This is a genomic window from Sinomicrobium kalidii (assembly GCF_021183825.1).
GTDB classification, from domain to species: Bacteria; Bacteroidota; Bacteroidia; order Flavobacteriales; family Flavobacteriaceae; genus Sinomicrobium; species Sinomicrobium kalidii.
In genome coordinates this window covers 3,627,735-3,640,244 of record NZ_CP089211.1, presented here as the reverse complement: position 1 = coordinate 3,640,244, position 12,510 = coordinate 3,627,735, and the positions used below count along the sequence as shown (strand labels likewise).

Annotated in this window: 9 protein-coding genes; 7 read left to right on the top strand and 2 right to left on the bottom strand. The window is 47.4% G+C overall.

Annotated features, from left to right (window positions below):
* Positions 1 to 63: 63 nt before the first annotated feature.
* Entirely contained in the window at positions 64 to 1,365 is a 1,302-nt protein-coding gene (locus LS482_RS14685) for a retropepsin-like aspartic protease (RefSeq protein ID WP_233028275.1), read from the top strand.
* 27 nt (positions 1,366 to 1,392) lie between these two features.
* Here the strand turns inward: LS482_RS14685 and LS482_RS14680 are convergent, their stop codons facing one another.
* Positions 1,393 to 2,133 (bottom strand): tetratricopeptide repeat protein, encoded by a 741-nt coding sequence (locus tag LS482_RS14680; protein WP_233028273.1) that lies wholly within the window; start codon positions 2,131 to 2,133, stop codon positions 1,393 to 1,395.
* Positions 2,133 to 2,717, bottom strand: coding sequence for an RNA polymerase sigma factor (locus tag LS482_RS14675; protein WP_233028271.1), 585 nt, complete (start codon positions 2,715 to 2,717; stop codon positions 2,133 to 2,135). Before LS482_RS14675 ends, LS482_RS14680 begins: the two co-directional genes overlap by 1 nt.
* A 215-nt stretch (positions 2,718 to 2,932) precedes the next feature.
* On the opposite strand from LS482_RS14675, the gene LS482_RS14670 reads away from it, so the two are divergent.
* From LS482_RS14670 to LS482_RS14645, 6 genes are all read left to right on the top strand, one after another.
* A complete protein-coding gene (locus LS482_RS14670) occupies positions 2,933 to 3,925 on the top strand; it encodes a hypothetical protein (protein ID WP_233028270.1) in 993 nt (330 codons plus the stop codon).
* Positions 3,926 to 4,121: 196 nt separating this feature from the next.
* Complete coding sequence (locus LS482_RS14665; protein WP_233028268.1) at positions 4,122 to 5,093, top strand: hypothetical protein; 972 nt, start codon at positions 4,122 to 4,124, stop codon at positions 5,091 to 5,093.
* A 106-nt stretch (positions 5,094 to 5,199) separates the two neighbouring features.
* Complete coding sequence (locus LS482_RS14660) at positions 5,200 to 5,415, top strand: hypothetical protein (protein WP_233028267.1); 216 nt, start codon at positions 5,200 to 5,202, stop codon at positions 5,413 to 5,415.
* 12 nt (positions 5,416 to 5,427) lie between these two features.
* Positions 5,428 to 7,395 (top strand): PKD domain-containing protein, encoded by a 1,968-nt coding sequence (locus LS482_RS14655; protein ID WP_233028265.1) that lies wholly within the window; start codon positions 5,428 to 5,430, stop codon positions 7,393 to 7,395.
* A gap of 38 nt (positions 7,396 to 7,433) precedes the next feature.
* On the top strand, positions 7,434 to 10,022 hold the full coding sequence (locus tag LS482_RS14650; RefSeq protein WP_233028264.1) for a CHAT domain-containing protein: 2,589 nt from the start codon (positions 7,434 to 7,436) through the stop codon (positions 10,020 to 10,022).
* 145 nt (positions 10,023 to 10,167) lie between these two features.
* Complete coding sequence (locus LS482_RS14645; protein ID WP_233028262.1) at positions 10,168 to 11,694, top strand: AraC family transcriptional regulator; 1,527 nt, start codon at positions 10,168 to 10,170, stop codon at positions 11,692 to 11,694.
* Positions 11,695 to 12,510 lie beyond the last annotated feature (816 nt).

Here is a 12,510-nt window from a genome sequence, read left to right as displayed (position 1 = left end):
GCGGGTTACGGATTTATTTTCTAATTTTAGCTTATCCGATCGATAACCTTTAAAAATCTGAAAATGAACCCGGAACATTCTGTTTACAGAACAATAACAACCATTTTCCTGCTGCTCGCCACAATAGTCAACGGCCAGGTAAAACAGGCAGGTAGCGAAGAAATCTATCTTAAAATCGACTCCCTGATCAACGCGAAAGATTATTTCCGCGCCCGGAAAATATATAAGGAAAACCTCAACCATCTTTCCGAACTCCACAGGCTCAAAACCGGTGTTTTTTTGAATAATGTCTTTAACCGTCCGGACTCGTCCATCCACAAAATGAACCTCCTCCTGAACGAGCACGGTTCTGAAATATCGGACAGTCTGAAATTCAGGATACTTTCCATTGGACATGTTAATTATTCCAAGCTATGTGAATACGAAAAAGCCAGGGATGCTCTGGCACGTCTCATTTCCGAATATCCGGACTGGCTCACCGATGAAGAAGAAAAAGACCACAAAAACACCCTGGTCATATGGTCTGCCCTGAAAGATCAGCCCAAGCAACAGATAGCGATCAACAATACCGTAAACCTGAAAATCACAAGGGACAAAGCACAACTCCAGAATCTTCTGGTTTCCCGCGATACGGTGCAGCAACAATTTGTTCTTGATACCGGGGCCAACCTGTCTACAATCACGGAGACCGCCGCACAACGTTTCGGCCTCATTCTCCTGGACGGTACGGTTAACGTAGACGGCATAGCCGGTCATGAAATAAAATCCCGGATAGCCATAGCTCCCGAACTTTTCCTTGACAGTCTTATCATTCGTAATGCGGTTTTTCTGGTTTTCCCCGATGAGGCGCTTGCCTTTCCGCAAATAGACTACCAGATTCACGGTATTATCGGTTTTCCCGTTATCGAAGCCATGAAGGAAATACAGATCACCAGGGACAACAGGTTCATAGTACCGAGACAACAAACAACTTCAGCAGAAAAAAACATGGCCATTGATTTCCTCACCCCCTTAATATACCTGAAAGACAAAAGCGGCTGGGGTACCTACACCATGGATACCGGGGCTATGGGCAGCATGTTATACGATACGTACTACGAGAAAAACAAAAAAGTGCTGGATAGCGTTTATGAAGAAACCGAGGTGGGCATCGGCGGTGCGGGCGGAAATATCACCAAAAGGGGCATGTACATCACCTTTACACCGGAGATCGGCAACCGGGAGATCAGGATGGATTCCATTATGGTATTAAAAGAACCCCTGAAGCCGGACAATCACTACCTCGGCAACCTGGGCCAGGACCTTATGAAAAAATTTAACAGGGTAACTTTTAACTTTAAGGATATGTTTATAAGATTTGACTAACGAAAAGTATTGCCGAAAAGACGATTATTATTCCAGTCTTTTAAGCAATTTTTGCGCCCTTTTGTACCGATCTGCACTTTCGGGTATTCTTTCCAGGATATCCGCACTGGCCGAAAAGTCCTTTTGTTTCAGTTTACTCAGGGCCGCATACCACATGGCATCATACCGGATTACGGAACCGGAATCCATAAGTCTGTCCAATACGGCATCTGCCTCCCCGAACCGGTTGAGCTCTACCAGTGAAATAGCGCGATACAGTTGTATTTCCGGATTGGTATTGCCTCCTTTCACTATTTCTCCGAGCAGTGTGGCCGCTTCCCCGTAATCCCCGTTGTTAAAGGCGGTCTCTGCCTGCAGTAAAACGGTATTGCTTTCCCCGCGTACGGCCAGGCTAATTTCCGGGTAACCGGCATAGTCGTCATAAGAGGGAACACTCATCCTGCGCGATAAGAAAATACCGAGGATCACCAGCACACCGGCCGCCGCGACCATCTGCCACGGGCGCAATTTGCGGAACCCTTTTTTCCTGCCCGGCGCATCACGAAAATACACTTCTGAAATACCGGACACCTTTTCCCGGAAAGCTATAGTATCTTTTTCCTTTCCGAACCTGTTTTCCAGGTGGGCGGAAGTCTCTTTGTAGAGCTCGAAGGACGCTTTCAGTTCCCCGTCCTTTTCCAGCCTCATTTTAAGCTTCTCTTTTTCCTCCGGGGAAATTACCCCCGAAAGATAGGCTTCAAACAATATATAATCACGCTCTTCCATCATCAGGAGGATTTTATTTTTTTATATCCGGGCGATTGGCGTATCATTTCCGTAAGCTTTCCGATACACAGTGATTTCTTCTTGCGTGCATAGGCATAGGATATGTTCAGCTTTTCGGCAACCTCTTCCATGGATTTTAACCGGAATGACGTTTGCAGCAGTTCCTTGCAGGCTTTTCCCAGCCGGTCGAACATCGCGGTAAAAAGTTTCTCTTTTTCATTGAAAATATCCGTCTCCATGACCAGTGCTTCCGCCCCTTCGTCCTTATATACGTTTTCACCTTCTCTTGTTACCTCTTTCCGGGAAGATTTTTTCAGTTCGTTGAACCATTGCCTTTTACAGAGCAGAAAAAAGTAAGCGTCAAAAGGACAGCTAAGTTGCAGTCCCTTGTCCCTGGCCTGTTTATATATAATAACGAGGACTTCCTGGATAATATCTTCCGCATCGCCCGTATCCCCGCTATTGTTTCGGATATAACGTACCACTTTCGGTGCAAACCTTTCGTATATGGACCGTATGACTATCGAATTGTTCTTCAGCAGGCCATCTATATATTTCTGGTCCTCATGTACCTTCTTTTCTGCCATGCAAACAGTATTACCGGACTAAAATAAAAAAGTTTTTGCAGAGGGGTAACAAAATAAGCCGCTATTTGATATAGGGATATAACTGCCATCCATGCTCCCCGCACAAAAGGCCGGAGATACACAAAGGAAAGAAAATAAATCCGGGCAAGGGGGTAACAAATAACAGGATGGGCGGATATAGGATAAAACGAGATATTAATTAAAAAGTAGAAATCATGAAAAATGTAAAAACACCATTGGCGATCTTAGTTTTGACAACACTTCTGTTCACTGCCTGTTCCCTGAGCGATGACGAAGGGATCGTACCTATAGAAGAACCTCCGTTCGAAGCCCCCACAGCCGAAGCGTTTAATGCACTGAGAGATGCTGCTCTGGAAGACCGGGTACAAACCGCCCAGTTCAATGCGGAGGACGGCATCAGTTTTACTTCGGATAACGGGGTAGTCCTGAACATTTCCGGAGAATGTCTATCCCTGAACGGCGATCCGGTAACCGGAGAAGTGGACCTGGAGTATGTCGAACTTTTTGAAAAGGGAAATATGCTTCCTGCCAACAGACCTACTGTGGGGCTCACTACGGAAGGTGACAAAGCGCTTCTGATATCCGGGGGAGAATTCTATGTAAATGTCACCCAAAACGGTGAAGCGCTGGAGTCCGGTTGCAACATGCAGATGATGATCCCGGCAGACCTGACCGGAGGGCCCGACCAGGATATGACGCTTTGGGCAGGGACCATAGACGATGACGGCAACCTGGTATGGGATGAAAGGGAGGAAGGTGCCATCGGACAGGAAGAGGGTGTATTTGCAGAAGGTGACCAGTATTTCGCATTCTTTGGGGAATTCGGCTGGACCAACGTAGATCGCTTTTACAACGACCCGAGGCCGAAAACCACCTTGCAGGTGCAGGTACCGGAAGGTTTCACCAATGAAAATTGTGCCGTGTATCTTTCCTACGACGGTGAGGAAAATGCCCTGGCCCAGCTGGACACCTTTGATGCCAACACCGGTACCTTTTCCGAACACTACGGGCAAATTCCGGTAGGACTGGAAATGCACGTCATCTTCGTCACCGAAGAAGACGACCAGTGGCGCTATGCCATCCAGGGGGTAACCGTAGCCGAGAACGACATTTACATCTTTGCACTCGAAGACACGACCACGGGAAGCGAAGAAGATCTTGTAAACGCCATAAACATGTTGCCGTAAAAATATATCCGGCTCTTTAGGTTTGTTAGTGCAGAAAACCCCGCTCCGTTCGATCACAGCTTGCGGGGTTTTCTTTTTTATAACGGCGTATCATATCCCTGTCACCTCTATTTTTCACTGCCCGCTTATCCCTTTTGTCTCATTCGGGATAAAACTTTTTTGTTACATTTGGGAAGCCGGCCAAACCCGTACTGTTATGAAACCTGCCTCCTTTCCGTTCCTTTTCCTCTCCCTGCTCATGCTCTCCGGCTGTGACCGGGATACCTGCTGTGACGACCCGGCAGAAGAAACAAGCTTTGAAGCGCCCGCGCCCCTGGAGTTCACGGATATACAGGAAAATGCCCGAAATACTTCCCGGCAGGAAATACAGTTTAATGCAGAAGAAGGTATAACATTTACATCAGACAACGGAACTGTGCTGCAGATCGCCCCGGGCTGCCTCTCTGTTGGAGCAGGAGAACCGGTATCCGGAAACGTCACCCTGCAATTCACGGAACTGTACAACCATGGTGATATGCTTGCTTCCGGCAAGCCCACAACAGGACTGACCGCAACAGAAGAAAGGGCATTTCTGGTATCGGGCGGGATTTTTTACATAAACATTATACAAAACGAACAACAAATCACCAACAACTGCGGTACACAATTACAGGTCCCCGTTTCCCTCACAGGAGGCCCGGATCAGGACATGATCCTGTGGAACGGCATGGAAGACGACAACGGAATTTTTATCTGGCAACCCGACCCCCAGGGTGAACTCTTTGTGGAAAACGACCGTTACGTCACCTTTTTTTCCGGTGGTCCCGGCTGGGTTGGTATTGCCCGGCCCCGTGACTTTGCAGAACCCAAAACGGGTTTACGGGTATTGGTAACCGAAGGCTATAACGCGGAAAACGCATCGGTATATATCGCCTATTCCGGTGAAAAACACGGATTGGCTCAACTTCCGGCCTTTGATGCGGAAACAAATGTGTTTTCAGACCCGTTCAGGCAAATTCCCCGTGACCGGGAAGTACACCTCATATTTGTCTCTGCAGATAGCGGGCTGTGGCGCTACGCCATAAAAAATGTCACCACAGGAAAAAACCAGGTCTATACCATTGCTTACAGCGAAACGACGACTGCTACCCTGGAAGAACTTCTATCCGTGATCGGGGAACTGCCATAGACTTCAACTTCCTGAATAACACCTGCTTTTTTCAACTTCCAGAAAAAAATAAAAAAAGGGGTAACAATCAAAACTCCCTGTTGATATAAAGTTACAATTCCAATACATGGCAAACCCCGTATTTATAAAAACCATACAAAACCAGAAAAGTACCATGAACATGTTTAGTAATAACTATTCGTTAAGTCCTACCGGGAACACACGGAAGCAACCAATGCAGAAAGGGCTCATTTCCATTAGCAACGATCTTCCGGAACAGGAAGTATCCCGAAAAGCGGCGATACTGAAATGTCATCACTTTTCGTACCTTTATTTTAATTAAACAACCAACCACATGCGAATTCCGGGTTCCTTACTTTTTATACTCACCTCCTGCTGCATCTTTGCACAGGAAGAACAATCTGCCGACAGCGTACAACGTACGGCTACTTTTGATTACAACATATCCGGGAACGCTGTGGAACTCATCCCCCAACCTCCCCCGCTCATACAGATCGCGGGAGCACCGAAAGCCTATTACTCCTATTTCTGGGAATTCGGGGATGGCAATTTCAGCAGGAAAGAACACCCCCGGCACGTGTATAAAAAAGAAGGCGAATACGAAGTGAACCTATGGGCCACCAATCACTACGACAACGGCAAAACACCCGCCACCCGTCCGCAAAAGGTAAAGGTGGACAAAGTAACGGAAACTTATGAAGCCCGGGCTTCACTTGAAGACGACCTGAGCCTGCAGCGCAACCGGGAACCTGTTCCTGAAGAAGATATCGCAGTTGTCCTGAGCTACAAAAATCCCAAAGCATACGTAACCGGCGGAAAGATCTACCTCTTTTACAACGAACAGCAATACAAGGACAAAAACTTTGAGCTCACCGATACGCGAACCTATCACGGAGAGAAGTCCGTCCGTGAAGACGGTTTTGCATACACCGGGGACATCTCCCGGGAAACTGCCTTACTGGCCTCTGCGGAAAAAGGCACCTTATTCCTCACCCAAAAATGGCAGGACTCCACCGAAAGGGTAAACCTGCCTCTTACCCTGGAAGAGGCCAAAGCCCGTTACAAGGACCGGAGCATTCTTGAGTTCGACCACATGTCGCCCGGAGAGGAACGCAACGTTTTCTTCACCCTGCGCACTACGCCGGAAATGCTCAAGGATACCAGCGCTATTGTCTCCGTAAGAAGCATCTATGTCCCGGATGAAAACTACGACAACCACAAGGTCAGGGAAATGGAAATGGAGATCGTCACTTCACACGATCCCAATAAAATGTCATCCAACGCCACGGTGATGAACTATCGGCTGGTACGGTTCAAGACCTTCCGCTTTAAGATCAGGTTTCAGAACAACGGCGAAGGTCCTGCCAATACCATACGCCTGGAAACCGATATTCCCGATATGTTCGACAAAAACACCCTGGAGATCGAAGACCTCTATCCCGAATGTCCCGTTTGCCCGAAAGAAGAGAATATTACATATAGCTGTATCGACACTACCTTTACCGACAAAAAGGCCATTTTCACCTTTAAGAACATCTATCTTCCGGGCAGTGAACAAAAAAATATCAAGGAATACGACTCCACAAAAGGTTTTGTAAAATACCGCATAAAACTGGCAAAGGATTTTCACAAAAAGAAAACCAAAAGCCGTACAGCCATTTATTTCGACAAGAACGAACCTGTCATTACCAATTACGCCACCACCCGTTTTCTCCCCGGTATCTCCATTGGCGCCAAGGCGGGTTACATGATAAGCCCGGATCTCGACAACCATCGCGAATATTTTGCCGGTATTACCATTTCACCCTACAAGTCTTATCGCGGCTACCTCCAGGCCGAACTCATGGTCTCTGCGGGTTCTTTTGACAAGCTCCGGCAATTCACGGAAGAGACCGTCAATGAAAATGGTTTTGTCGATTCCTACGCTATTGATGCCCTGAACGAATACCGGAATCTTTCACTTTACCTCGTTCCCGCTTCCTACAGGTACAATCTCAACAATTTTCTTGCCGTAGGCACGGGTCTGCAACTCAAGGCGGACCTCAGCAGCAAACATTGCATAACCTCAACAGGGGAATACACACTGCTTATCCCCTCCGAAGGCGTAAATTTTCGCGACGATACCAGGGATTTTGTCACACAAACCGAATCCACAACGGCCTTTGCCAATTTCCAGACCGGTATCTTTGCGGGCTTCAATGTCGGTTTTGCCCGTATAGGCCCCAGCATCGGCGCACGTTATGTCTATAATTTCAACAGTCCCCACAGCCAGGTACAGCTCTATGCCATATGGAAATTTTAGCCCTCGGAATGTTCCGGGTGCGGGGAAAGTTAACAGGTATGATGAAAAAAACACTCCTTTTATACGCTTTTCTTTTACTGAGCCTTACTGTCAGGGCCCAGCTTACGGATAGTATTTACCGGGCGGTAGATAAACTGGTCGAAAATCCCTCCGCAGGTTTCCTCGGGGAACTGGAAAGGAAAGTCCCTGTTTTTACAGGCCGTGCCGACTCTCCGGACGAGCAAATGGCCTTACTGATCCTCCGTTGCAATATGGGTTATTATTACCGTAAATCCGGAATGCCTCGAAAAGCAATATCTTCTTATGAAAAAGCATGGCAAAACTACCAAAACCATCAGCGCCCCGGTTATGACATTATTGAGTTCTGCCTGAAACCGCTCGGCAACCTCTATACGGTTTCGGGAGATTTCGCCCAGGCCGAAAACACTATAAAATCATACCTGTTCCTGGCCCGGGAACAGGGAAACGGGGCGCAGGAAACCGCGGGGGTGCTCAATCTGTCGGTAGTATATCACAATACGGGAAATTTCCGGACTGCCGTCCGGCTTATCGAAGAACATTTACAACGACCAGGCCTTAAAGCCGGGCAAAAAGCCGAATTACTAAACAACCTGGCCAGTAACTATTTTGCCCTGGGAGCGTATGACAAAGCAGAAACCTTTTTGCAAAGAGCCGTACAAAACCATCCGCAAACAAGTCCGCAGATGTACCGGAACATGGCGCAGCTGGCCAAAAGCCGGGGCCATATCACCAAGGCAAAAGAATACCTCAACCTTGCGGAACCGGCGTTGAAACAGCAGGGTTTTACTGCCAGGGACCTCGCCAAACTCTATGTGGAAAAAGCCGAACTCTCCATACGGGAACAGAACAAGCCCGAAGCGGAAAAACTACTGTTCCGGGCGCTTGGCTTTTTACTCCCCGATAAGGAAGGCAACAAACACCCCTCCCCGGAAATCCTTTATCCCGAAAATACGTTTATTGCCATTTTCGATGCCCTGGCGACACTTCAGACCGATGTGGAGAAAGCCCTGCACTACTACGACCTCGCCTTCTTTGTCACCGATCTGCTGGGAGACCGGATCGTCTCTCCGGAAGCAAAGATCATACACCGGGCAGACAACCGTTCGCGAAGCGAAAGATGCATCGCTTTCCTGTATGACGCCTATCAGAATACCGGTAATATCCGCTATCTGGAACGCGCTTTCGAATACGCCGAACAAAGCAAGGCCTCTGTACTGAAAGACATCCTCGCCCAGAGATCACTGGCGGAAAGATTTCCGGAGGATTCCCTTCTCCGAAAAGAACAGGCGCTCTCCCGGCAACAGGAAACTGTCATCAACAAACTGGTCCGGGCACAGCTCACTGGAAAACAGGATGCTGTACAACACCACATCGAAACCCTCAACACCATTTATCCGGAGTTAAAATCCCTTCGCGAAAAAACGGGCAAAAAATACGGCCACGGGGAATTCAGGGATGTTTCCGTTGTCGGCTTACAGGAAAAGCTCCGGGAGGAAAAAGCTGCCATGATCGTATATTTTTCCGGAAAAAAACACCTCTACGTCTTTCTGTTTTCGGAGGACAGAATTGCCCTGGAACGCATATCCGTCACTTCGGACCATGAGGAAGTTCTGCGAAGGTTTATTTCCTTTTTCGACAGTCCGTCTGCTATCCACAATGCCGTTTCATCCTACACGGAAACTGCTCATCACCTATACAAAAAGCTGATTCCGGGACATTCCCTGTCTGCAGGAAACCTGGTTATTGTTCCTGACGGGCTGCTGCATTTCATCCCGTTTGAAGCCCTTCTTACGGAACCGGCGCCAGGAAGTACTTATACTACCATGCCTTATCTCGTAAAGCAGCAACAAATAGTTTACAATACATCGGCCGCCTTTTACCTCAATACCGGGCAAAACCGGAAAACCGGAAAATTACTCGGGATTTTCCCGATATTTGAGAACAGTCCGTACGAACTCCGTTATTCCAAAGAAGAAGCCGAAAACATCCGAAACCTGACCAATGCCGATTTCCTGACCGGGAAAAATGCTACCAGGGCAAATTTTTTACACCGGGCAGAACAATACGATATTATACACCTTTCCACCCACGCCGGCGGGGGAGATTTTACAGTCCCTGCCAGTGTGGAGTTCTACGACGATACCATGCTTTTACACGAATTATACGCAATGCGGCTAAAACCGGAACTCGTAGTGCTCAGTGCCTGTGAAACGGGTATCGGCAAGCTGCAAAAAGGCGAAGGCGCCATGAGCATTGCCCGGGGCTTCCAGTATGCCGGTGCGGAAAAACTATTGTTTTCCCTCTGGCAGGTCAACGACCGGGCCACGGCGCGGATCATGACGTCCTTTTATAAAAATTACACCAAAAACAATGCTGCTTCGGCCGCCAATCACCAATCCAAAATATCCTACCTGGAAAATGAAAGTATACCCGCCATTCAAAAATCCCCCTATTACTGGAGCGGGTTCGTATACTACGGAAATATACAGCAGGAAAAACTCCCGGCTTCTTCGCAAATTATTGTTTCAGGTACGTTGATAGCACTGCTTTGTACAGCTCTTTTTATCGAATTTTACCGGAGGAAAAAAAGAAAAAAAAATCGCTGAAACCGGGGAATACAGAACCGGGATATGCATATAAAAATCGTGAAATCCTCAACACGGACTTCACAAGTGATGTTATTTTTATAAATTGGCGAAAAATATCGCTTCCGGAACAGGAAATGACAATCCGAGCACAATTTTCGAATCAATGCCAATTTACAGGAAACCCGATATTATCCATTATTACCGCATCCTTGTCTGTTTTCTGCTGGCGGGCATTGTCTTCGCATGCTCGGGTTTAAAGGAGAAAGATGAAATAAAAATCGGTTTCTCCCAGGGCATGACCACAGACGACTGGAGGAAACAGATGAACAAGTCCATGCGACTGGAGGCCTCCCTTCACGATAATGTGGAACTCACCATACTGGATGCCAATGACGATGTGGAAAAACAGGTAAAGGATATCGAAACCCTTATCGGCAACCAATCCGACATCCTTATTATTTCCCCCATACAGTCGCGCCCCGTGACGGCAATTGTGGAAAAATCGATAAAGGCAGGTATCCCCGTCATCGTCATAGACCGGAAAATAGAAAACGAAAGTTACACCGCATACATCGGTGCGGATAATATCGAGGTAGGAAGGAATGCCGGCCGGTATATCGCCTCGAATACCTCCGGCAAAGGAAAAGAGATAAAAATCGTAGAAATAAAAGGATTGAAAGGCTCTTCTCCCGCTTACGAGAGGAGCCTGGGATTTAACCAGATCGTCAACCGGTTCGATCACCTGGAAGTAGTAGCTTCCGTAGACGGGAACTGGGAAAGGGAATCGGTAAAAGCCCCCCTCGAGGAAATACTCGCTCAAAAACCTCAAATCGATTATGTGTTTTGTCATAACGACCGGATGGCCCTGAGCGCCTGGGAAACAGCCCGGGAAAAAGGGGTGGAAAACAGGATCGGGTTTATAGGTGTGGACGGACTCAACACCCTGAACGGTGGCATACAACTCGTACAGGACAAAGTATTGCAGGCCACCATCTTTTACCCCACGGGAGGGAACGAAGCCATTAAACTCGCCCTTAAAATACTAAAGGGTGAACCCGTATCCAAAAACAACATCCTGAGTACCACGGTCATTGATTCGGTCAATGCGGATATAATGAAAAACCAGCTGGACAAGATCGACCGGCAACAGGCCAGTATAGAAAACCAGTTGCAAAAGCTTTCCGAACAGGAAAAAAAATATGCCACACAGACCAACCTTATCAAGATACTCATATTTTTCCTTGTGCTCATACTTTCACTGGCGTTATACAGCATCTATTCCACCTACATCATAGGCAAAAAGAAAAAGCTGCTGGAGCTGCAAAGTGAGAAGATCACCCTGCAACAGAACGAAATAGAAAAGATCACCGGCCAGGAATTCCGTACCCGGCTGGATACCATCATAGAACAACACCTGGACAATCCGCAGTTCACCGTGGAAGAACTTGCCCGGAAACTCAACCTGTCGCGCGTACAACTCTACCGCAAGATCAAGGGAATGTGCGGTATAAGCGTCAATGAATACATAAGCGGTATCAGGCTTGAAAAATCGAGAGAAATGCTCCGTAAAACCTCGTTGAACATTGCCGAAATAGCTTATGCCTGCGGTTTTTCTTCCCCCAACTATTTCTCCACCTCCTTTAAAAACAAATACGGGATCACCCCGAAAGAATACAAGAACAACCCTTAGTCATCACTCGTGATCACCAGTTTTCATTTAAAAAATCTGATTTTAAGTTATTTACATTCAAACTCTTTGAAATTATTGCAGTCCGTAAACCACTTTTTTACAAGTGTTATGGGATCATCCCCAAAATATTAAGGTATGATATCTGGCCCCCTGGGCAACACAACTCCTCGTAATACCTAACGGTTTAAGGTATCGATTTTTAATTCTTACATCCTGTAGTCATAGGTCTTACATCCTATATCTAAAATCCGGCTTTGCGCCACAACCTTTGATCCGGAGCCTGTTTTTGCCATTTAAGGGATTGCGTATACGCCGAACACAATCCCTTACGCAGCGAACACAACCCTTTACGCCGCAAACACAACCCCTTATGCCGCAAACACAACTCCTTACGCAGCGAACACAACCCCTTACGCGGCGAACACAACCTCTTATGCCGCAAACACAATCCCTTACGCGGCGAACACAACCCTTTACGCCGCAAACACAATCCCTTACGCAGCGAACACAACCCCTTACGCGGCGAACACAACCTCTTATGCCGCAAACACAATCCCTTACGCGGCGAACACAACCCTTTACGCCGCAAACACAACCCCTTACGCGGCGAACACAACCCCTTACGCCGCAAACACAATCCCTTACGCAGCGAACACAACCCCTTACGCGGCGAACACAACCCTTTACGCCGCAAACACAACCCCTTATGCCGCAAACACAACCCCTTACATGGCCGTTTTAGCGGGCATTGATAGCGGGTTATACCAAGGTATTACAAGAAATGCATCATATCCGGTTACAGGACATGACCTGTTT

Bases quoted from the DNA above. Each gene is read 5' to 3' on its own strand.
- LS482_RS14685 (WP_233028275.1), top strand. From the start codon at position 64: ATGAACCCGGAACATTCTGTTTACAGAACAATAACAACCATTTTCCTG.
- LS482_RS14680 (WP_233028273.1), bottom strand. From the start codon at position 2,133: ATGATGGAAGAGCGTGATTATATATTGTTTGAAGCCTATCTTTCGGGG.
- LS482_RS14675 (WP_233028271.1), bottom strand. From the start codon at position 2,717: ATGGCAGAAAAGAAGGTACATGAGGACCAGAAATATATAGATGGCCTG.
- LS482_RS14670 (WP_233028270.1), top strand. From the start codon at position 2,933: ATGAAAAATGTAAAAACACCATTGGCGATCTTAGTTTTGACAACACTT.
- LS482_RS14665 (WP_233028268.1), top strand. From the start codon at position 4,122: ATGAAACCTGCCTCCTTTCCGTTCCTTTTCCTCTCCCTGCTCATGCTC.
- LS482_RS14660 (WP_233028267.1), top strand. From the start codon at position 5,200: ATGGCAAACCCCGTATTTATAAAAACCATACAAAACCAGAAAAGTACC.
- LS482_RS14655 (WP_233028265.1), top strand. From the start codon at position 5,428: ATGCGAATTCCGGGTTCCTTACTTTTTATACTCACCTCCTGCTGCATC.
- LS482_RS14650 (WP_233028264.1), top strand. From the start codon at position 7,434: ATGATGAAAAAAACACTCCTTTTATACGCTTTTCTTTTACTGAGCCTT.
- LS482_RS14645 (WP_233028262.1), top strand. From the start codon at position 10,168: ATGCCAATTTACAGGAAACCCGATATTATCCATTATTACCGCATCCTT.